The following is a 21,866-nucleotide window of genomic DNA, read 5'->3' on the forward strand; positions in this document are numbered from 1 at the left end:
CCAGGGTTACCGGCCCTGATTCAAGCCGCCTTATTCATCCTCACCACTGGAGGTCAACTCTTTTTCTGCTTCGGGCAGAATCTGTACCTTCTCTTGTACACGCATCGCCTGCAAAACAGCTTGGGTCTCAGTACGAGCCATGGCTTGCGTCAACTGTGCCGTCAACATGTTCAGACCGGGATTGCCCGCCTTGCCGGGTTGGTGACTCAGAATCTGCACGACGGTGTAGCCCTGGGGCTGACGATCACCCACATACGCAGGCAACTTGTCCACGGGATTGGCCAGAACCTTGTTCAGCAAGGCTTCATCCATTTCCGGGAATTCAGCACGGCTCACAGCAAACTGGGCAGAGAAATTTTCTGGTTCGCTACCGGCTTGCAACTGTTTCAAGTAGTCTTCACCCGCTTGTACCGCCAGGGCAGCCGCCTTTTCACGGCGCAGGTTTTCCTCAGCAATCGTACGTACTTTATCCAGCGCAGGCACATGAGCGTCGGTTACGTCGATCACCCGCAAGGCAATCAAGGTGTCAGGGGACACTTCGACAACGCCCGCATTCTTGCGCGAAGCCAAAGCCTCGGCATTGAACAGCGCCTGACGCACACGGCTATCATCCAGCACGGCCGCATCGGGGCCATTGGCGGCAGCCAGATCACCCTCTACTTGCGAAGCAGGAATCAAACCTTGACGGCTGATACCTTCAGCTTGCTTCAAAGTCAAACCCAAGGCATTGGCCGCCGCTTCCAGACTGTCCTCATTGTCGTAGACCAGGTTGGTCAGCTTGCTGGCCATATCGGCAAAGCGCTCAGAGGCCAGTTGCTTGCGCACTTCTTCCTGAACCTTGCTGCGGGCCTGCTCGAAAGACTCGCCTTGCTCGGGCTGAACCTCATTGCTTTTGAAAATATGGAAACCGTTGGGGCCTTCGATCACGCCGGACACATCACCCTTTTTCAGAGCAAATACCGCATTTTCCAACACGCTGGGCCAGGAACCTTTGCTAATCCAACCTAGCTCGCCACCTTCGCGGGCACTACCTTCATCTTGGGAATTGGCACGCGCCAGATCGGCAAAATCGTCTTTATTGGCTTGCGCTTTTTCAGCCAGCTCACGAGCCTTGGTCTGGGCCGCTTCGCGTTCGCTGTCGGAAGCGCCCGCCGGTACGTTCACCAAAATATGGCTGATATTTACGCGGCCAGGCTGCACATAACGTGTCTTGTTCTGCTCGTAATACTGCTTGAGCTGTTCGTCTGTGGGCGTAGGCAGATCCTTGAAGGCTGCGGCCTCATTCAGCAACAGGTATTCCACCTTGACTTGCTGTGGCAATTCCAGCGATTGCTTGTTGGCATCGTACCAAGCCTGCAGGTCTGCATCGCTGATCTGCACCTCGGGTTCAAAATCACGAGTCAAGAAACTGCGAGTGCGCACACCGCGCTCTTCGGTCAGGGCGATTTCCAGTTTGTTCATGACGCTAGGCAGCATCGAAGTGCTGGCAGCGACCGGGCCAAGCACACGTTGCAGGGCCAACTGACCACGCTGACTTTGCTCGAAATCACGGGTATCGATGCCGGCCGAGGCCAAAACCTGGCTGTAAAGGGCAGGTGAAAAGACGCCGTTTTCCTGAAACTCCGGCATGGTAGCGATATAGTCGCGCAACGCAATGTCGGACACGTTAAAGCGATCAGCAGTGGCCACTTCGATTTGTACACGTTGATCAATCAAGGACTCCAGCAATGCACGACGGCTCTCCAGGCTGTCGGCCTGGGCCAGATCAAAACCGGAAGGATTGTTGCGCTGCATATCATCCAGCTGCATGCGGCGCGCACGATCAAATTCCTGGGATGTAATGGCGCTATCGCCAACTTTGACAATATCGCTATCGCCAGAAACGTAGCTGGAGTAGCCGCTGACACCAATCAATACAAAAGATGGCAAAATCAGCACTAACAGGACCAGCTGCATGACGCGTTGGTTCTTACGGATAATCTCGAACATTAATCATCACCTACTTTCGCTTGCAGCAGGGCGCTGCGGGTGGCGCATCAGACCGGCAAGCCGGCTCGGCCTGAAAATATACCGTATATGAAAACCGTACAGTGTACAGCCCCGGTTAAAATAGTACATTGGCTTTTTATCACGCCTCTTGCGAGTCCGCCATGCCTTCACTGAACCATCACTGGCCCTACCCCGCTTTGATCGCCCACCGTGGCGCCGGCAAGATTGCCCCGGAAAACACCCTGGCTGCCATTCGGGTCGGTACCCAGAATGGTTTTCGCATGATGGAGTACGACGTCAAACTGAGCCGCGATGCGGTTCCCGTACTACTGCACGATGACCAGTTGGACCGCACCTCCAATGGTCAGGGTATTGCCTCCCGGCTGACACTGGCCGAACTGTCAGCCCTGGACTTTGGGGCCTGGCATTCCTCGGCCTACGCCGGAGAGCCCATACCCACATTAAGTTCGATAGCCGCCTTTACCCTAGCCAATCAGGTGCACAGCAATATCGAAATCAAGCCCACCACTGGGGACGAGGCGGAAACGGGTCGACGGGTTGCCCTGGCTGCGCAGGCTCTGTGGGCACAGGCCAGCTTGCCGCCTTTGCTGTCCTCTTTTTCCGAAGCGGCTTTGGAAGCGGCCCAGCAAGCCGCCCCCACCCTGCCCCGCGCCCTGCTGATTGAAGAAGACGTTCCGGCAGACTGGCCTGAACGCCTGGAACGCCTAGGCTGCATGGGTCTGAATTTGAATGATCGTTTTGTCAGCCAGGCCTTGGTTCAGGCGATTCGGCAAAAAGGCTATACCGTAGCCGTATGGACCGTCAACGAGGCTGAACGGGTACGCGAACTGCTGGATTGGGGATGCAATGGCATCTTCACTGATAAAGTCACTACCATTCGCCCCGATACGCTTTAATTAAACCGCAACATCAGGATTTCTCTTGTTCAGTTACCGTCACGCCTTTCATGCTGGCAATCACGCGGACGTGCTCAAGCACGCCACCTTGCTGCATATCTTTAATTACTACGCTCAAAAAGACAGTGCTTTCAGCATCATCGATACTCACTGCGGTGCCGGTATCTATGATCTGGAACACGATTGGGCGCAAACCAAGGGCGAGTTCTACGACGGCCTGGACCGGGTCTTGCAGCAAGACGACTACCCGGAGCTGGTGGAACACTATATTGATGCCATTGCCGACCTGAACCCGGACGGCACCGCGCGCTACTACCCCGGTTCCCCCTGGTTGGCACTGGAGCGCTTGCGCCCCCAAGACAGCTTTCATGGCTTTGAGCTACATCCGTCCGAATTTGAAGTCTTGAGCGACAACGTGGCGCAATTGTTCCCTCAAGGCAATCGTCGAGTACGTCTGTATCCAGACAATGGGTTTGAACAGTTGGGGCGCCTGCTACCGCCGCCATCGCGACGCGCCATCGTGGTGATGGACCCCTCTTACGAGGCCAAATCCGACTATCAACAGGTCTTGAACAGCGTCAAAAATGCCCTCAAGCGATTTGCTCAAGCCTGTATTGTCGTGTGGTATCCCATTGTGCAGCGGCCCGAAGTGCAGGCCTTGCAACGCAAGCTGGAGCAACTGGATACGCCCTGGCTGCATGTCAGCCTGTCTGTTCGTGCTCCGGCCAAAAATGGGTTGGGTTTGCATGGCAGCGGCCTGTTCATCAGCAATCCTCCCTGGACGCTGCTCAAGGCTCTGGAACAAAGCATGCCGTGGTTAACAAAAACGCTGGCCCAGGATGACAAGGCCAGCTTTCAACTTCGTCATTCGGGGTTGTAAGCCGCCCCTTTGCCTTTAGGCCAGGCGCTCGGACTCTTTCATGTAGCGCCACTGGCCCATAGGCAGGTCGCCCAGTACCAGTTCGCCAATACGCACACGCTTCAAACCCACAACCTTCAGACCGACCAGCTCGCACATGCGGCGAATCTGGCGTTTCTTGCCTTCGCGCAAAATGAAACGCAGCTGGTCATCGTTCTGCCAGGACACTTGGGCAGGCAGCAAAGGCTTGCCATCCAGGCTCAAACCAAAGTTCAGCAGTTCCAGGCCGCGCTCGCTCAGCTTGCCGGTCACACGCACCAGATATTCCTTGTCGATGACCGAGTCTTCGCCAATAATCTGCCGCGCAATACGACCATCCTGAGTCAGGATCAGCAAGCCGGTGGAGTCAATATCCAGACGACCAGCCGGGGCCAGACCGCGCAAATGTGCTGGGTCAAAGCGTTGGCCACCGCGGCCACCCTTGTACTGCGTGGCCGCACCGATCAGGGAAACCGCATTGCGATAACCGGCTTCAGCTTGCCCCGACACATAGCCCACGGGTTTGTGCAACAGGATGGTGGCACGTTGGGTCTGGCGCTGACGCGCCTGTTTTTCCAGTGTGATTTTCTGATTGGGGTAGGCTTTACTCCCCAATTCAGAGACGATTTGACCGTCCACACGAACCCAGCCGCGTTCGATGAAGGCATCCGCCTCACGGCGTGAACACATGCCGCGCTGGGCCATTAATTTTGAGATACGTTCTTTTTCCATGAGCACTATTTTATGGCTTTGGCGATAATACAGGACATGAAATTTTCCTCCAGCATAAAAAAACCCTGGCACGAGCGAATTCATCCCTCTGCCACCCCTGCCCAAAAGTACTGGCTACACCGTCCCGGCGCACTGACCACCGGTTTACGCCGCTTGGGCAACGTCCATCTGGAAGTCGTCAGCGAATACACGTGCCGCTTGAGTCCTCAAGAAGCCGCTTTGATTCAAAAGCCACTGGGCACGCTGGCCTGGATACGAGAAGTATCCATGTCCGTGGACGGAATCCGTTGTGTGATTGCCCGCAGTTTCACTCCCCTGCCCGCCTCGCACAGCGTCTGGCAGGGTATGCGCCGGCTACGCAGCCGACCGCTGGCCGACATGCTTTATAACGATGCCCAGATACAACGCTCGGCTTTTTTAAGCTGTCGATTGAATCGGGGCATGAGCGTTTTCCGCACAATTGAGCGCGCCCTTGCCAGTAGTGACGAACCAGTTCCGCCGGCTCAGCAGATTCTGTCTCGCTGCTCCGTCTTCTGGCGGCACGGTCAACCCCTCCTGGTGGCCGAATCCTTTATGCCAGCCTTCTGGGCACGTGGTGCTACACTGGCTTAGCTAAAATTCAGCATTAACTAATAAAACAAAGTTATATACCGAGACCCGCCATGTCCACGCAAGTCGATCCAAGCCGTCGCAACGCCTTTATTCTTTCTGGAATGCAAGCACTTGGCGGGGCCAATCCGGCATTGGTGGTGGCGCTTAGCAGTCTGGTCGGGCAAAAAATGGCCAGCAGCCCGGACCTGGCAACCTTGCCGGTGGGTATTTTCAACCTGGGGTTGGCCATCGGCATTTTGCCTGCCGCTTTTCTGATGCGCCGTTTAGGACGCCAGGGTGGCTACATCATTGGTGCCTTGCTGGGCATAGGAGCGGGCCTGTTGGCTGCTGCCGGGATTTACAGCCTGTCCTTTGTCCTGTTCTGTGTGGGCACCCTGTTGGCCGGGCTGTATGCCTCTTATGTACAAAGCTATCGCTTTGCCGCTGCGGATGACGCCAGCGATACGTTCCGACCCAAAGCCATTTCCTGGGTTATGGCCGGAGGGCTGTTGGGAGCAATTATCGCTACCCAGACGATTATCCATACTCAGGACATCTGGCCGGATCACCCCTTTGCCGCCGCCTTCCTGGCGCAGGCGGCCTTGGCAGCTCTGGTCTTGCCTTTTGCCTTTTGCCTACGCTTGGCACCAGGCACACGAAATCAGCAAGAGAAGATACCCTACACCGGACGCCCCTTGCGCGTGATTGCCTCCAACAGCTACTTCATTATTGCGGTCATCGCTGGGGTCGCTTCCTACGTCCTAATGAATTTTCTGATGACGGCCTCACCCTTGGCCATGGTCATGCACGGTCATAGCCTGAAAGAATCCACCCTGGGCATTCAGTGGCATATTCTGGCCATGTTTGGCCCGAGCTTCTTTACCGGCAACCTGATCAAGCGCTTTGGCAAGATCCCCGTCACCTTTGCGGGCGTGCTCTTGTTGGGGCTGGCCAGCATTGTGGCGTTGCTGGGCATGACGGTGCCGCACTTCTGGGTCAGCCTGATTTTGCTGGGCCTGGGCTGGAACTTTGGTTTCATCGGTGCCACCAATATGGTGGTGGACTGCTACCGTCCCGAAGAGCGTGGTCGTGTGCAGGCATTGAATGACTTCATCATCTTTACCTGTGTGGCCTTGTCCTCCTTTACCTCGGGTCGTGTGCTGGCCGTCTATGGCTGGTACGGCGTCAATACCTGGACGCTGCCAATTTCGGCAGTGGTCATGCTGGCCCTGGCCTGGCTGTACGTCAAGAACAAGCGTCAGCCCTACTTCGCCACTTAATCAAAGCGACCACTCATGAAAAACGGCCCCCAAGCCTGGATGTCATCCCAGGCTTGGGGGCCGTGCTTCCTGCATTCAAATCATTGGTAAATAAGCGGGCCTGGGGCCGCGTGGAAACTGAGCATCCAATGCTTGAATGTGCTCGGGCTGCAACACCAAATCTGCAGCGGCTGCATTTTGCTGGGCATGAACCGCGCGCGATGCCTTGGGAATCACAAACACATTGGGGTCACGCAGCAAAAAGGCCAAAGCCACTTGCCGCGCGGTGGCCTGATAGTGGCTGGCAATCTCGGCCAACAAGGCCCCGCCTTCAGAATCCGGCTCCGGGAAATCGTCGTGACCGAAGGGGCTGTACGCCACCACGCTGATCTTATGCTCCTGACACCAGGGCATGACTGCGTGTTCAATGGCGCGCTCATTCAGGTGATACAGAACCTGATTGCAAGCAATCTCGCCCGGCCCCACGATGTCATACAGCTCTTCCAGATCTGGCACGTCAAAATTGCTGACGCCCCACTGCCTGATCTTGCCTTGCTGAACGAGCCGGTCAAAGGCCGCGCAGGTTTCCTCCAAAGGAACCTGGCCGGGCCAGTGCAATAAATACAGGTCCAGATAGTCCGTACCCAAACGCTTCAGGCTGGCCTCGCAAGCACGGATCACGCCCTGACGGCTGGCGTTAAAGGGCAAGACCTTGGACACCAGAAAAGCCTCGTGACGACGACCTTGCAGAGCCTGACCGATCAAGGTCTCTGCCTGCCCGTCGCCATACATCTCGGCGGTGTCGATATGGTTCATGCCCGCGTCCAGCCCGGCCTGAAAAGCCGTCATGCTTTGCGACCAATCGGCCTGCTCGACATACCAACTGCCTTGGCCCACACACGAAACACGCGGTGCTGAACCTAGTTTTTCATATCGCATCAGCTTGTCCTTCCAGAACGACTACCCACACCAGCCAAGTTGCGGCCACCTTACAGTGCGTCGCGACCGCTCTCCGAGGTTCGAATGCGGATAGCCTGCTCAACCGGTGTCACAAATATCTTGCCATCACCGATCTTGCCAGTGTGGGCGGCTTTAATAATGGCTTCGATAATCGAATCACAGCGATCGGCTGCCACCACGATGTCCACACGGATCTTGGGCAGAAAATCCACCACATACTCGGCACCGCGATAGAGCTCGGTATGACCTTTTTGGCGACCAAAGCCTTTCACTTCAGTTACGGTCAAGCCGTTAACGTCCAGCTCTGCCAGGGCTTCGCGAACTTCATCGAGCTTGAAGGGTTTGATGATGGCCGTAATTTGTTTCATGGTTACTCGCACGTCAAATTTAAAGAGGATCTTTCGCACTGCCCGACAAAGACGGGCGGTGGCTTTCGGCTGCCAGACTCAAGCCAAGGCTCAAATCCCGACCGGTGGGCGACTGGAACAGACGCAAGCCAATCTCAGGCAGCACCGCCAGAATATGGTCAAAAATGTCACCCTGGATGCGCTCATAGTCCACCCAGGCGGTTTTATTAGTAAAGCAATACACCTCGATCGGGATACCCTCTGTCGTAGGGTCCATCATGCGCACCATCTGGATCATGTCCTGGTGAATTTCAGCGTGGCGTTTGATATAGGCCGTGCAATAGGCACGGAAGGTGCCCAGATTGGTCAGACGGCGATAGTTGACCGCATCCATACCCGCACGGCTCAGCTCCTGATTGGAGCGCTCCAAATCTTCTTTTTTCTCAGCCAAATAATCACGCAGCAACGCAAAACGCGACAAGCTATCAACTTCGGCCGGAGTCAGAAAACGAACGCTAGAAGCATCAATGCTCAAGGTACGTTTGATGCGTCGCCCCCCCGACTCGAACATCTGACGCCAGTTGCGATAGCTCTCGGAAAACAGCTTGTAGGTGGGGATAGTCGTGACGGTCTTGTCCCAGTTCTGAACTTTGACCGTATGTAGAGCGATATCAATAACAAAACCGTCTGCCCCGGCCTGCTTCATCTCGATCCAGTCGCCGATGCGCAACATGTCATTGGTGCTCATTTGCGTGCTGGCCACCAGCGACAGCAAGGTGTCTTTAAAGACCAGCAACAGCACGGCCGACAAGGCGCCCAGACCGGAGAGCAGCAAGACAGGCGATTGATCCAGAATGATGGAGATCATGACGATAATGCCAATCGCCCACACCGCTATCTTGGCCACCTCCACATAGCCCTTGATGGACTTGGTGCGCCCCTTGCTGGAGTTGGCGTAGACCTCTTGCCACGCTCCCAAGAGGCTGACAATCGCCATGATGAGAAAGACCAGAAAGCCCAGTAAGGCCACCCGTTCGACCACCTCCAGCAAAGTCTTGGCCAAGGGCAACAGGGTCAGATTTGAGCTGACCACCAACAAAGGCACGGCATAGCCCACATTGCGCACAAAGCGTTTTTTCACCAAGGCTCGTGCCCAGTCATCTTTGCCCGCCACTTTCAGCAAACGCCGTACCAGGCGCGAGAGAACGGAACTGGTCAACCAACTGACAACCCAGACCAGCACAGTCAGCATCGCCAAACCGGCCAATATCTGTACCCAGCGATCCTGCGGTAAATACGCTTCGATCCATTGCCATCCCAACAAATCGGCAAAGGTACTGTCTTGCTCCATGTATTCTTCCTTATCCCACCAGCCCCAAAAAGGGCCTGCATGGTTTCCTAGAGTCTCAAAACTATCTAATATACTGCACAGCGTCTGTTTTCTGCGGGACTGGATGACCTGCGTCAGCCCGTCCAATCCACTATAATCACCCTCTATGTCAACAAACACCCCCCCCTCTTCCCAAGACCAGTTCGCCAATAAGGCCATGGCCTGGTCGGCTCGTTTTTCCGAGCCCGTCTCTGACCTCGTCAAACGCTACACAGCGTCGGTGGACTTTGACAAGCGCATGGCCCGCTTTGATATTCAGGGTTCCTTGGCCCACGCCAGCATGCTGGCTGCCGTCGGTGTGATCACCGAGCAGGACAAGGCCGACATTGAGCGCGGCATGAGCCAGATTCTGGACGAAATCGCCCAAGGCCAGTTCCAGTGGTTGCTGGACCTGGAAGACGTACACCTAAACATTGAAAAACGTCTGGTCGAGCTGATTGGCGATGCGGGCAAGCGCCTGCACACTGGCCGTTCGCGCAATGACCAGGTCGCCACCGATATCCGCCTGTGGCTGCGCAATGAAATCGACATTGCCCTGGACCTGCTGGCCCAGATGCAGCGCAAGCTGGCTGAATTGGCGCTGGCTCAGGCAGACACTATTTTGCCTGGCTTTACTCACCTGCAAGTGGCACAGCCCGTTACTTTTGGCCACCATTTGCTGGCTTACGCTGAAATGTTCCAGCGCGACGCCGAGCGTCTGCAAGACTGCCGCAAACGCGTGAACCGCCTGCCTTTGGGCGCTGCCGCTCTGGCCGGTACCAGCTACCCCATCGACCGCGAAATGGTTGCCAAGCTGCTGAACTTTGACGATGTGTGCCGCAACTCGCTGGATGCCGTGTCGGATCGCGACTTCGCCATCGAATTCTGCGCCGCTGCCGCCCTGATCATGACGCACATCTCCCGCTTCTCCGAGGAGCTGGTGCTGTGGATGAGCCCCCGCGTGGGCTTTATTGATCTGGCTGACCGCTTTTGCACCGGCAGTTCCATCATGCCGCAAAAGAAAAACCCCGACGTTCCCGAACTAGCCCGTGGCAAGACCGGTCGCGTCAATGGTCACCTAATTGCCCTGCTGACTTTGATGAAAGGCCAACCCCTGGCCTACAACAAGGACAACCAGGAAGACAAGGAAGGTCTGTTTGATTCGGCTGATACCATTCGCGACACCCTGACCATTTTTGTCGACCTGATCTCCGGCATCAAGGTCAAGCCTGAAGCCATGCGTGCTGCTGCCTTGCAAGGCTTTGCTACCGCTACTGATCTGGCTGATTACCTGGTCAAGAAAGGCCTGCCTTTCCGTGATGCCCACGAAACTGTGGCCTTGGCCGTGCGCGAGTGCGAGCAACTGGGTTGCGATCTGGCTGATCTGAACCTGGAGCAACTGCAGAAATTCGATAGCCGTATTGAATCGGATATTTTTGGCGTGTTGACCTTGGAAGGCTCGGTTGCTTCGCGCAAACACATCGGCGGCACCGCCCCCGAGCGTGTGCGTATCGAGGCACAGCGTATTCTGGATCGTATTCCAGGCTGATAAGAGCTTCGGCTGGAAGTAGAAAAAGCCGCTCCTGAAACAGGAGCGGCTTTTTTTTTGGCATTGACTCAGATTTGATCTGACGTGTTCTGTCAGTTGCGTTAGGGTTGGGACTGGAACTGCTGCTTTTGGCCAAGAATGGCCCTTCGGGAGCAGCCGCTTCGGAGTGATTCAAAATTCAAGTGTGCTTTAGGTAGGAACGCTGCAGCTCACCAGATGAACCAGACTCGAGATTAGATGCTGAATCAGCACCTGCCGCATGGGCGGCTAGTTCGTCGTTGAGGCAATTAGGGCGTTCCAGTGTCGTTTGTCTTCCTGCTGGATTTCCTCAAAAACTGCTTTGACGGTTTCCTCCAGAAGAAAAATTAATTCATTATTCCCCACAATTCGCTCAATCGTGTTTCCATGGCTAAACGTGTGCAAGAACTTGAGAATGGATTTAGCCCGCTCTTTGCCGAATAGCTCAGCTGCTCGCTGATCTACAGTCTCTCTCTGCGTACTTGGGATTCGTGCGAATGTGTAGAGTTCAACAAATCGCCTTAATGCATTCGGAAGAATAAGCAGATGCTCATGTCCGATCTTGTCGGCAGATGTGTGGAACTTGTAAATCTGATCGAACAGGAATTGATACTCTGAGCCATAGCGTGCCAAAGATGCAGGCATGTCTCGCAACTCTGATAAGTTCTCGCTGATGCGTTTTACGATGTATAGTCTGGCCTCGCTGTTGCTATCTGGCTTTAGCTCTCGCATCAAATTGAAGAACTCAAAATTGTGAGTAGAAATGAAGAGCTGCTTGCACGCCGTCTTCCACGCCTCACTTCCATTCGTTTGCCTTACCTTCGTGAAGAACAGATCGTTTATGGCTGCGGTCACCTGAAAAATGTGATTGCTATCGAGGCTTGAGATCGGGTCGTCAATGTAAACAATAGTTTCTTTGAACTCATCTTCCTTAAGCTCCTTGAGCTTGGTTAGGAAATAAGAGAAGGCAACGGCCGTCCTCTCACCATCACTAAGATTCTTGGCGACTCCTCCATTTTTTCTGACAAGCTGGAAGCGCTCTTGGTTACTCGCATCTTTGGTGACCTCGATCTGAATGGCCTGACTTCCAAGCATCGAAGCAAGCCGTTCATTTATCTGCTCTCGGCCCCGTTGTGCATGGCTTATTTCTGCTTGCAGCTTCTCAGACTCCGATTGAAGCCTTTGCACGAAGGTTTGAAGGCGGTCCATTCTTGCTATGATGATCTTCTTTTTTCTTTCGCGGCCTTCTGCCTCCAGTTTGTCGGACGCCTCTTGAACAAAGTGATTTTTCGCCTTCTTCAGTGCATCCTTTCGAGCGTGGACAAAGTTGGCAGCAAGAGCGTTATTCGCCATGATCACCACATTGATAGCAGCGAGGGTATTGCTGATGCCTGATTCAATATCCTCAGAGATCGGGGCAGGCTGAATAGATTTCCTTGGGAACTCCACCTTGCTTTTCACCTCTTCGACTAGTGTGCTCAGAGCTGAATTGAATGCCCTGACCTTTTCTTCGAGCGGTTTGCAGGCTTCGATATAGGCATCCTTGAACTGTGGATTCAGCTCAGCAGGTTTGGGGAGTTCAATATTGATTGCCGCAGCCTCAACACGTCGTTGAAGATCTTGCACCTTGTTCTTGTGCTCAGCTAGATCTTTAGAGAAGTGGGATCGAAAAGCATCGAGCCGATCCTGCGTAACTGTGTTACCGCAGAACTCGCAAGTACCTGGCTCAGCATGCAGCCCAAGGCCGTCCTCAATCCATCGCTCAATAGCTGGATTTTCTTCTAGGTGCTTTAGCGTGTTTGAGAACGTTGGTGTGGTTGAGAGCAGGCTATTTGCTTCTTCGTGAAGCTTCTTAATAGATGGGGCGCTGGAACCTATCCGTAATTTTGTGGGTGAGGCATATTATGCGAGGTTACCAGCATGGATATGCCCATGAAGAAGAGACGCACAATCGCCGCCCAAGCGGCCGCACGTGGCCCTTTGCCCGAGCTTCCCTCGGCGTTGCTCGATGAACTGGTCAAGGGACCAATGAGCCCTGGCCAAGTCCAAGACCTAATGTTGGCCTTTAACAAGGCGATCATTGAGCGAGCGATGAATGCGGAGATGAACCTGCACCTGGGTTACCCGCCCGGCCAGGACAAGCCGGCCGAGCAGGCGAACGAGCGCAACGGTGTCAGTGGCAAGACGATCCTGACCGAGCATGGTTCGGTACGGGTCGAGTTGCCCAGAGACCGTGATGGCAGTTTCGCGCCTGTCCTGATCCCCAAGCATGAGCGCCGCTTTACCGGCTTTGATGAACGCATCATCGCGTTATATGCCCGAGGCATGAGCGTGCGCGAGATTCAGGCTTTTTTAGCCGAGAGTTACGGCACGCAGGTCTCGCCGGACTTCATCAGCTCGGTCACCGATGAGGTGATCGCTGAGGCGATCAGTTGGCAGAATCGGCCTTTGGAGGTCATGTACCCGGTCGTGTTTTTTGATGCACTGCGTGTCAAGATTCGCAGTGACGGCGTTGTCAGTAATAAAGCGGTGTATTTGGCGCTAGGGGTGCAGGCCGATGGCCAGCGCGACGTGCTGGGCCTGTGGATCGAACAAACGGAAGGGGCCAAATTCTGGCTCAAGGTCTTTAATGAGATCAAGACCCGAGGGTGCCAGGATATCCTGATCGCTGTAGTCGATGGCTTAAAAGGACTGCCCGAGGCGATTGCAGCGGTCTTTCCCAAGACCACCGTTCAGACCTGCATCGTGCATCTGATCCGCACAAGCCTGGACTATGCGAGCTGGAAGGACCGTAAACCGATCGCTCAGGCGTTGCGCCCCATCTATGCGGCGGCCAACGAACAACAGGCCGCCCAGGCCTTGCAAGACTTTGCCAATAGCGTCTGGGGCCAGAGATACCCGACGATTGTGGCCGCTTGGCAGCGGGCCTGGGACTACGTGGTTCCCTTGTTTGCCTTTGCGCCTGATATACGACGCGTGATCTACACCACGAACGCCATCGAGAGCCTGAACATGCAATTGCGTAAAATCATCAAAACCCGAGGGCACTTCCCCACTGATGAGGCCGCGATCAAGCTGCTGTGGCTGGCGCTGCGCAATGTACTCAATAAATCGGTGCGGGCTACCTTTGATTGGAAAGCGGCGATGAATCAATTCGCCATCCTGTTTGAAGAGCGGTTTACGCAGGCCAGAGGGTAAAGATTACTCACCCGCCTCGCCCACGAAAAAACGGATACTCCCAGCAGACATAGCGGTTTTCAAGGGTGAAGAACTGCTTTCAGGCCACTCAACTCGTGGTAACGAACGACCTCAAAGGGTCGTTTTCTGCCCGATAGATCTGCCAGCTTCTGTTAGATCACCCTGAGTCAACATATTTATACCGCTTCGACTTACTTCCAATCCTGCCTGCCCGGATTTGCAGCGTAGACTTCGTACTCAGCTTCGCTGCTGATACTGGCAAGCTACCTTTACTAGCTACACCTCCTGGCCTGCCAAATCCTCCAGCAAGGATCGAAGAAGCGGCACCGCCTCAAAGTGCAGGTGCCGCACTCAACGTTAAGGCTGAGGCTGAATCAACAGCATCGTGCTGCTTTGCGCATTACGACGAATGTCCGCATGCGTCACATCCATGGTCTTGCACTCGAAGTTCTCGTACAACTTCAACTGATCCTCGTAATGCGGGCTACGCACACCATTACGGTCGGTGAAACCGCTTTGGCCGGGTGGCATGGCATCGCAGAACTCCACGCCCTGGGTATCAAACACCACACGGTTGTTTTCCGTGCCACGGTTCTGATAGCCGGTAAAGGCAAAGGTATTGCCCAACGTTGTCTGCGGGGTGCCTGTGAAATTCTTGTCACTGAAGCGGTGCACCGAGGTCGGCATGGTCCAGCGCTCCATCTGAGCGCCCTGCTCCTGGCTCAAGCGGGCCTGCGCATTTTGCAAAGCCGTGTGCATGATTTCTGGAGACGAGCGCTCACCAAAAACATTCACACGCTTGGGATCAGGATTGGCTTCCAGGGCCAAGGCACGCAACAGTACCTTGGTGCCCATGCTCAAGTTGATGGAACCAGGATTGGGACCTTGCTGTGTGGCAAAACCTGCCTGGCTGTACATGGTGCGATGGGACTCGGGCACCACCGGCATCAGAACCTGCTTGTACATTTCTTCCAGCCAGGTTTTGAACAACACCCGTGCCGGTCCGGTATTTTGCCCGGCTTGATCGTGTTCCATGCCATCCCAGGCCAACAAGGTCGTCAACGCCGCCTGACTACCATCATTGGCAGGTAGACTTTGCGCCAATTTTTCCAGATGTGGACGGAAGTAGCGCCAGTTCACATCGCTATAGGACGCCTTCTTGTTGAACGTCCAGATCTCCTGCACGCTGAATACGTCTTTCTGCTGATATTGGCTGACCAGCTCGTTCATGCGATCGCCGTAAGTCCAGTAGTACGTATCCGTGTTGGTCTTGTCCGGCGCAGGTTTGTTGTTCCAGTTGACCAGATAGCCCTGGGGTGGATTGTAGGCTTTGGGAATCGCGTCAAAACTCTTGATGCCCAGCCACTCCATGCTGCCGTCCCCTTTAGCAGGCACGCGGATGTCCTGATCGGCAGGACGCTGGGGCAGGAAGGCCGGCGAGACATAGCCAATATTGCCGTGCTTGTCGGCGTAGTACCAGTTAATGGAAATCGCCATCTTACTGGCTTGATCAAGAAACTCCGTCCAGTTGCGGGCCTTGGCCACGTTCAACCAGGCCAGCAAGGACTGCACCTCATAACCATCCCAACTGCGTTTCTTGCTGTAAGCCGTGCCCTGATCGTAATCAAACTGCATCACTGGGCCGTGTACGGTGCGCCAGATCGTCATTTCACGATCAGCCTGACCACGCACCTGGATGCGCTCCTTGCGCTGCTCCATCGTGCGCCAGGCATTGTTGAACCAGTACTGATCGGCACGCGCCGGATTCAGCCTCTCCTGGTACATATCCACCACGTCCTGAGGACCGGCAGTCGCCCCCCAGGCAATCTCGCTATTGGTGCCAAACAGAACAATTGGATAAGCAAAAGGCGTGTTGCCCACCACATCAAAGCCCGCGCCGTGCAAGCCGATGCCGTAGGTATAAGCCGGGTTGTACCAGCCAAACTGCGGGCCATTGATCAGCACGGTAGACCCATCCTGAACGCGCTCGGGGCGAGTGCTCCACAAATTGCTGGCCTTGGGCGCAAAGTCCGGGCCACGACCACCCCAGTGCTTGTCCTGACGTTCCAGCTCGGCAGCCAGCACTTGCGAGGAAACATGAGCCAGATTCCGCGTCCCTGCTTGCGCCTGTGGCTTGTGCTCGGCAGCGGGAGCCGGAACCGTGGTAGGAGCTGTTGTGTCATTGATCCACAGCAGCTCATCAAATAAAGCACGGCCACGTTCCGGGCCGTGCTCTTTTTCCAAAGACTGACGCATGGCCAGCGCCGTCACTTCCAGATTCGTGTCGGAGAAGCGATTAGCCATAGACCCGACCCAAATCATGACCACGTCAAAATCCGTCAGCGGCTCGGGCTGGAAATCAAAGTCTACATATTCTTTGGGCAGCAGCTCGGGACGTCGTCGCACCTGCTCCAGATAGGCGTTATAGCCATCAGCATAGCCACGGAAAATGTCGCGCTCATCTTTGGACAAGGCAGCGATTTGCCGCTGTATGGAAGCGGGTGTGAAATTCTGCCTGACCTGCATGTCGTACTTGACGTAAACATCCTGCTCGCCAGGGCCTAGGACGGCAGCGGTTGTACCTACAAAGGAGCGACGCGCCATGTCCATCTGGAACAGACGGTCTTGGGCGACCGCATAACCATAGCCGTAATACAAGCCATAGTGGCTGTCGGCAAAGACATGCGGCACACCATAGCTGTCGCGCATCACCTCTACCAACTGCACTTGCGCATGAGCCGGTGCCCACGCCAAACCCAAAATCAAACCAGCGGCCGCAACCCCTGTACGAACAAGCCCTTTCTGCATATCTGTCCCTCATTTTTATGATACTGATAATTCTTATGAACCTAAAATATTGAAGCCAATACAAATAGGAAATCACAATGTAAAGCAATCAGGATCGAAAACAAGTGAGGGCTTGCCCTAGTCAGCGCCGCTAAACAAGGACTTGAAAACGTACTTAGAAAGACACCAGGCGGCCGGGGTTCACCGCACTCATCATGCCAATGGCGGCTTTGACCACAGGGATCGCCAGACCCGATAACTGATGGCCCAACGGAATGCTGCGGTGGGTAATATCCGTCAACATGGCAAAGTCCTCGTTGCGACCCATGACGTCGTCACTAATGGCTTTACCAATACGCACGGTTTGCGCCACGCCGTGGCCACTCCAGCCATGCACCATGTAGACGGGCACCGCATCCTCGGTTTTGCGCGAGTCGGTCGCCCCGTTCAGGGTGAAGTCACTGATCCCGCTCCAGGAAAACTCCAGCTGCACCTGCTCCAGCTGTGGGAATACCGTTTGGATACGATCCAGCAAATAATCATTGATACGTTCAGGGGACCAACTGGTGCCCGTACCCTGCCCGCCAAACAGCAAGCGGTTTTGACGCACGGCACGGTAATAGTCGATCTGGAATTGGGTGTCGTACACCGCACGGTCCGTTGGCAGCAGCTCGCTGACCGGGCACTCAAGGGGTTCAGTCACGCCCACGTAGGTATAGAACGGGACGGTGGTATTGGACTGCGTAGGCAAGAACTGCGAGGTCGTGTCATGGACGGCCAGCACCAAGGCCTGACGCGCCAGAATCGTGCCACCGGCAGTGACCGCCAAGGCACCCTTTTCTGTCTGCTCGATCTCCTCGACCGGACTGCCTTCATAAACCCGACCACCATGCTGAACCAGGCCATACACCAGCCCCCGCAACAGCGCCAAGGGATGCAGTTGTCCGCCCAGAGTATCCACCACGGCACCGTGATACAGCGGTGAACGGATTTCCTGTTCCAGTTCGTAGCTACCCACAATCTCCACACTGGTATCGCCCAGGTAGCGGCGGGCATCCGCCCCCTCCACCAGAGCGCCCATATGGCCTGCATGAACCGCAGCCGTCAAATGGCCACGACGACGATCAAAATCCAGTTCGTAATCCTGAGCAATCTGATCGAGCAAATCCATCGCTTCATGCGAGGCAAAGCGCCACAAGCGGCGGGCTTCATCCAAAGGCAGATGGGCAATCATATCTGCCGCTTCCCAACGGGCCAAACCGGGAGTTAACTGGCCACCATTTCGACCTGAGGCGGCAGAGCCAATACTGTCTTTTTCCACCAGCACCACATCCAGGCCGGAGCGGGCCAAATGCAAGGCGGTCGAGGCACCTAACAGGCCACCGCCTACCACCAGCACATCACATTGCGTGTCGGCTTGCAGAGGATCAAAGCGGGTCCAGGGGGCAAGCGATGCTTCGTAATACGTCGCGGGCGCGACGGCGTCGTTCAGATGATCTTTGCGCCAGTTCCACAATCGGGGATTACTGACCAGCAAGCTCTCTGCGCTAGAGACATCGTTTAAAAGTGTGGGTTTAGAAATCAGCATAAATGTCCTGTGTCTGTTACGGCCCTTTGGCCGCCTGGATCACAGAGCGGAATGCTCCGGTGACGCCCCGTCAACGCGGCGTTCCGTTCTGTCTCGTTATCAACACCCCGTTGCAAAAACGGAATGGAACGATCTTCTTCTACGCTGTAGAATTAATTTATTCTACTCTGTAGAGTTAAACTTGGCAAATCAACCCTTTTTATCTCCGCTTCGACAAAGGAACTCTATTGGCACAAGCACCCTCCACGCGTACCCGCAAATTGAATAAGGACGAGCTGGCCATCGCTGCCGTCACCTTGATGGAAGAAGCCGGAGACAGCGGCTTTTCTTTACGCAAACTGGGCGAGCGCGTCGGCTGCGATCCAATGGCCGTGCTCTACCACTTCAAGTCCAAAGAAGGTTTGCTGCGCGCGATGGCTGATTATTTGACAAGTCGCATTCAAGCTGTGGATACAGAGCTCGCGTGGGCGGAACGCCTCTATGAGCTAGCCCGACAATACCGCGAATTGGCCTTAAACCACCCGCAGACGTTCAGGCAGATGCAGCGATTTCTGAATACCGGCAAGGCTGACTATCGGGTGCTTGAACAGGTGTACCGGGCCTTGCGCGACGCAGGTTTGAGCGATGCCGAAATCCCCGCCGCCTGTGTGGGCTGGTACGCCGCTTTATATGGACTGATTCAGGGCGAACTCGGTGGACTTATCCGCCCGGTCACAGAAGAAGAACTGAACGAACTGGAGCAATGGCCTGCTGAGGATGTGCCTATGCTGCGCCAGATTCTGCCGCGTTTTGTCAACCTGCAGCCCGATCACGTGTTCAAAATGATGATGGAGCTGATACACGATGGCTTGATTGCCCATGCCGGTAAAGCGGCGACGCCTACCCAAGGACAGTGAAGCCAGAAACAGACGGAGTCCAGCAGACAAAACAGACTGGTCTGCCTAGATCTAAAGCATCGCGGCAAAGAGCAGATCGCATTGGCAACAGCATGAGCCGGTTCAGGCCATCAGATTAAGCCAAGCACAGGTCCTTACCAACATTCCAACCGGCCTTTAGCACGTCATGCCGCCGAAGTAATCGGCATTGAAAACAACGGCACCTTGACCTAACGAGCTGACAAAGCCACCCAGGAAAAACAAAACGCCCCGCAAACTGAACTGCACCCCAAAAGTTGGACACTCATCCAACCTTTGGGGCGTTTTATATCCAGCCCGCTTAGGTATGCTTAACGCGTAAAAACCGCAATCGATTCCACGTGCGCCGTGTGCGGAAACATATTCACCACACCGGCTGATTCCAGCGTATAGCCACCTTGATGCACCAGTACACCGGCATCGCGCGCCAACGTACCTGGACTACAGGAAACGTAAACCAGACGCTCGGGGCGTTCGTGCTTTTCCAACTGTGCCAAAGCGGTGGCCACAGCGAAGGCACCATCGCGCGGCGGGTCGATCAACATGCGGTCGAAATGCCCCAGGTCACGTAGCCATTGCACGTCCACTTCAAACAGGTTCAGGGTAGCAAATTTCGCCTTGTCCTGCAGGTCATGGGCCAAGGCCGCTTCACCGGCACGTTCGGTCAAGGTGCTGCTGCCTTCAATCCCGACCACTTCGGCGGCGCGGCGTGCCAACGGCAGGCTGAAGTTACCCAGACCACAGAACAAGTCGGCCACACGGTGCTCGGGTTTGACGTCCAGCAAGGTCAAGGCACGCGAGATCAGGCTGCGGTTAATGTCGTGGTTCACCTGCGTAAAATCCGTAGGGCGATACGGCATGCGCAGATCAAACTCAGGCAGTGCGTACGCCAGTTTGTCCGCATCCTCACGCAACAAAGGGTGCGCTGTTTCAGGGCCTTTAGGCTGCAACCACCAGCTAATATCGTGCTCCTGGCCGAAGTCTTGCAGGCGTTGAATATCTTCGCCCGTCAATGGCTCCATATGACGCAAGGTCAAGGTCGTGATCTTGTCGCCCATGGCCAGCTCGATCTGAGGCAAACGATCCGGTCGGGACAGGCCTGCCAGACAGGTGCGCAAAGGCGCCAGCAAGGCGGACACCTTGGCAGGTAAAACACGACATTCCGTCATGTCCACCACGTAGCGGCCATTCTTTTCACGGAAACCCACCAGCACTCCGCCTTTTTTAGGCACATAGCGCATGGAGAAACGGGCGCGATAACGATAACCCCAGTAGGGACCGTGCAATGGCGCCAAGACGCGGCCAGGTTTGACCTTGCCAATATGACCCAGGGAGTCTTCCAACACACGCTGTTTGACCGCCACCTGGGCCGAAGGCTCCAGGTGCTGCATGGCACAGCCACCACAGACACCAAAGTTGGGACAGGGAGGCTCGGCACGCTGGGACGAGGCTTTCAACAAAGCCGTCATACGGGCTTTATCGTATGAATCTTTGGAGCGTACCGTCTCGGCCAGCACTTCCTCGCCAGGCAAAGCACCTTCCACAAACACCACTTTGCCCTCTTTATGGGCGACGCCGCGTCCTTCCAGATCCAGCGATTCAATTAACAATACGTCAGACATTCGATAAAAACCTAAATAAGCGTCCTGCCAAGCAAAATGGCGCAGTTGCATTGCAGCAAATGATGGCGAATCGCTGATTTTACAATGAGCCTTCCGCACAGCGGGTAAAAACAAGCAGAATGCGGCAAGAGCGGTTGAGCACAGCGGGTGAACCCACCATGCCCAGGAGGGTCAGCAAACAGCGCGGGCAAGCGTCAGGGCCCATCTCCGTTAAAAGCCTCAGAGCACCCAGGCGCCAGACACAGTACACAAAAAAAGCGGCCAAAAGCCGCTTTCTTGTCAGTCCAGATACCGAGCTTATCGCGTAGGCAGGTACGAGATCGGATTGACCGGCGTACCGGAACGACGAATCTCGAAGTGCAGCCGTGGCGAGGTGGTGTCAGATTGACCCAGATCGGCAATACGCTGTCCCTTCTTCACCTGCTGGCCCGTTTTAACGTGCAAGACACTGTTATGGGCATAAGCGGTAATAAAACCATTGCTATGACCGACCAACACCATCGAACCTAAACCACGTACACCATTACCGGCATACATGATCTTGCCATCCGCAGCGGCAACCACGGGATCACCCACCTTGCCTTCAATATCAATGCCCTTGGTCGAGGCATTGAAGCCCTGGATGATCTTGCCACTGGCAGGCCAACCCCAGGCGATCAGGGCAGCGTCGCTAGCGCGAGGCGCAGACACAGGTGTTTCAGTCTTGACCGGAGTGGCCGGGCTGACGGGCGAGGTCTGTGTGCTACCGCTACCGGCTGGGCGAGTGTTGACTGCCGCCATCGAGGTATTGCCATCCAGACGCAAGGTTTGGCCCACGCGCAGCATGGAAGGATCGGTAATCTGGTTCAACTGGATCAGCGAGTTCACGTCCATGCCGTGTGCCTGGGCGATTTTGTAAAGCGTATCGCCAGGACGTACCACATAGGTACCTGTGGCACTGCTGACGCTGCCCGCCGCCGAAGAAGAACTCAGGTCGGTGACTGGGGCACGCTCGTTACGGCTTGCACAACCAGCCAGCAGGGTACTGGTGACCACAGCCGCCACCAGGCACTGACGGGGCGTCAAGAACCACTGTGTACCGGTGGAAGCAGCGGTTAACGGTAACCTGACTGCATGCTGCATAAAAAT

At 55.3% G+C, this 21,866-nt stretch carries 17 protein-coding genes; 7 read left to right on the forward strand and 10 right to left on the reverse strand.

The features are described from left to right. Positions 1-30: 30 nt before the first annotated feature. Positions 31-1,989 (reverse strand): SurA N-terminal domain-containing protein, encoded by a 1,959-nt coding sequence (locus CA948_RS05735; protein ID WP_108727554.1) that lies wholly within the window; start codon positions 1,987-1,989, stop codon positions 31-33. 161 nt (positions 1,990-2,150) lie between these two features. Here CA948_RS05735 and ugpQ point away from each other — a divergent pair, with 161 nt between their 5' ends. Together ugpQ and CA948_RS05745 are read left to right on the forward strand one after the other, a co-directional pair. Continuing rightward, on the forward strand, positions 2,151-2,906 hold the full coding sequence (ugpQ, locus tag CA948_RS05740) for a glycerophosphodiester phosphodiesterase (RefSeq protein ID WP_199827820.1): 756 nt from the start codon (positions 2,151-2,153) through the stop codon (positions 2,904-2,906). A 25-nt stretch (positions 2,907-2,931) separates the two neighbouring features. Next, positions 2,932-3,786 carry a 23S rRNA (adenine(2030)-N(6))-methyltransferase RlmJ gene (locus CA948_RS05745; protein ID WP_108727555.1) on the forward strand — a complete coding sequence of 285 codons (855 nt, stop codon included), beginning with the start codon at positions 2,932-2,934 and terminating at the stop codon, positions 3,784-3,786. 15 nt (positions 3,787-3,801) lie between these two features. Here the strand turns inward: CA948_RS05745 and CA948_RS05750 are convergent, their stop codons facing one another. Continuing rightward, positions 3,802-4,536 (reverse strand): pseudouridine synthase, encoded by a 735-nt coding sequence (locus CA948_RS05750; protein WP_094196878.1) that lies wholly within the window; start codon positions 4,534-4,536, stop codon positions 3,802-3,804. A gap of 36 nt (positions 4,537-4,572) precedes the next feature. On the opposite strand from CA948_RS05750, the gene CA948_RS05755 reads away from it, so the two are divergent. Both CA948_RS05755 and CA948_RS05760 read left to right on the forward strand, forming a co-directional pair. Continuing rightward, positions 4,573-5,148 carry a chorismate--pyruvate lyase family protein gene (locus CA948_RS05755; RefSeq protein WP_108727556.1) on the forward strand — a complete coding sequence of 192 codons (576 nt, stop codon included), beginning with the start codon at positions 4,573-4,575 and terminating at the stop codon, positions 5,146-5,148. Between the two features lie 50 nt (positions 5,149-5,198). Further along, positions 5,199-6,407, forward strand: a complete 1,209-nt coding sequence (locus CA948_RS05760; RefSeq protein WP_094196880.1) for an MFS transporter — start codon at positions 5,199-5,201, stop codon at positions 6,405-6,407. A gap of 75 nt (positions 6,408-6,482) precedes the next feature. Here the strand turns inward: CA948_RS05760 and CA948_RS05765 are convergent, their stop codons facing one another. Genes CA948_RS05765 through CA948_RS05775 form a run of 3 tightly spaced genes read right to left on the reverse strand, consistent with a single transcriptional unit; the run spans position 6,483 to position 9,044 of the window. Further along, positions 6,483-7,325, reverse strand: coding sequence for an aldo/keto reductase (locus CA948_RS05765; protein ID WP_094196881.1), 843 nt, complete (start codon positions 7,323-7,325; stop codon positions 6,483-6,485). 50 nt (positions 7,326-7,375) lie between these two features. Then, positions 7,376-7,714, reverse strand: coding sequence for a P-II family nitrogen regulator (locus tag CA948_RS05770; RefSeq protein WP_094196882.1), 339 nt, complete (start codon positions 7,712-7,714; stop codon positions 7,376-7,378). Positions 7,715-7,733: 19 nt separating this feature from the next. Next, entirely contained in the window at positions 7,734-9,044 is a 1,311-nt protein-coding gene (locus CA948_RS05775) for a mechanosensitive ion channel family protein (RefSeq protein ID WP_094196883.1), read from the reverse strand. Between the two features lie 145 nt (positions 9,045-9,189). Here CA948_RS05775 and argH point away from each other — a divergent pair, with 145 nt between their 5' ends. Continuing rightward, positions 9,190-10,611, forward strand: a complete 1,422-nt coding sequence (argH, locus tag CA948_RS05780) for an argininosuccinate lyase (RefSeq protein ID WP_094196884.1) — start codon at positions 9,190-9,192, stop codon at positions 10,609-10,611. A gap of 267 nt (positions 10,612-10,878) precedes the next feature. On the opposite strand, the gene CA948_RS05785 is transcribed toward argH, so the two are convergent. After that, positions 10,879-12,507 (reverse strand): AAA family ATPase, encoded by a 1,629-nt coding sequence (locus tag CA948_RS05785; RefSeq protein WP_108727557.1) that lies wholly within the window; start codon positions 12,505-12,507, stop codon positions 10,879-10,881. A gap of 48 nt (positions 12,508-12,555) precedes the next feature. On the opposite strand from CA948_RS05785, the gene CA948_RS05790 reads away from it, so the two are divergent. After that, a complete protein-coding gene (locus CA948_RS05790) occupies positions 12,556-13,827 on the forward strand; it encodes an IS256 family transposase (RefSeq protein WP_108727558.1) in 1,272 nt (423 codons plus the stop codon). Positions 13,828-14,184: 357 nt separating this feature from the next. Here the strand turns inward: CA948_RS05790 and CA948_RS05795 are convergent, their stop codons facing one another. Then, positions 14,185-16,635: a penicillin G acylase gene (locus CA948_RS05795; protein WP_094196886.1), complete on the reverse strand. Its 2,451-nt coding sequence runs from the start codon at positions 16,633-16,635 to the stop codon at positions 14,185-14,187. 154 nt (positions 16,636-16,789) lie between these two features. Further along, positions 16,790-18,202 (reverse strand): NAD(P)/FAD-dependent oxidoreductase, encoded by a 1,413-nt coding sequence (locus CA948_RS05800; RefSeq protein ID WP_234354309.1) that lies wholly within the window; start codon positions 18,200-18,202, stop codon positions 16,790-16,792. Positions 18,203-18,429: 227 nt separating this feature from the next. On the opposite strand from CA948_RS05800, the gene CA948_RS05805 reads away from it, so the two are divergent. Continuing rightward, positions 18,430-19,098 (forward strand): TetR/AcrR family transcriptional regulator, encoded by a 669-nt coding sequence (locus tag CA948_RS05805; RefSeq protein ID WP_094196887.1) that lies wholly within the window; start codon positions 18,430-18,432, stop codon positions 19,096-19,098. A 329-nt stretch (positions 19,099-19,427) separates the two neighbouring features. On the opposite strand, the gene rlmD is transcribed toward CA948_RS05805, so the two are convergent. Together rlmD and CA948_RS05815 are read right to left on the reverse strand one after the other, a co-directional pair. Beyond that, positions 19,428-20,738, reverse strand: a complete 1,311-nt coding sequence (rlmD, locus tag CA948_RS05810; RefSeq protein WP_238988657.1) for a 23S rRNA (uracil(1939)-C(5))-methyltransferase RlmD — start codon at positions 20,736-20,738, stop codon at positions 19,428-19,430. A 297-nt stretch (positions 20,739-21,035) separates the two neighbouring features. Further along, positions 21,036-21,860, reverse strand: coding sequence for a peptidoglycan DD-metalloendopeptidase family protein (locus CA948_RS05815; protein ID WP_094196889.1), 825 nt, complete (start codon positions 21,858-21,860; stop codon positions 21,036-21,038). Between the last annotated feature and the right edge of the window lie 6 nt (positions 21,861-21,866).

Source organism: Alcaligenes aquatilis (assembly GCF_003076515.1).
In the GTDB taxonomy this organism is placed as follows: Bacteria; Pseudomonadota; Gammaproteobacteria; order Burkholderiales; family Burkholderiaceae_B; genus Alcaligenes; species Alcaligenes aquatilis.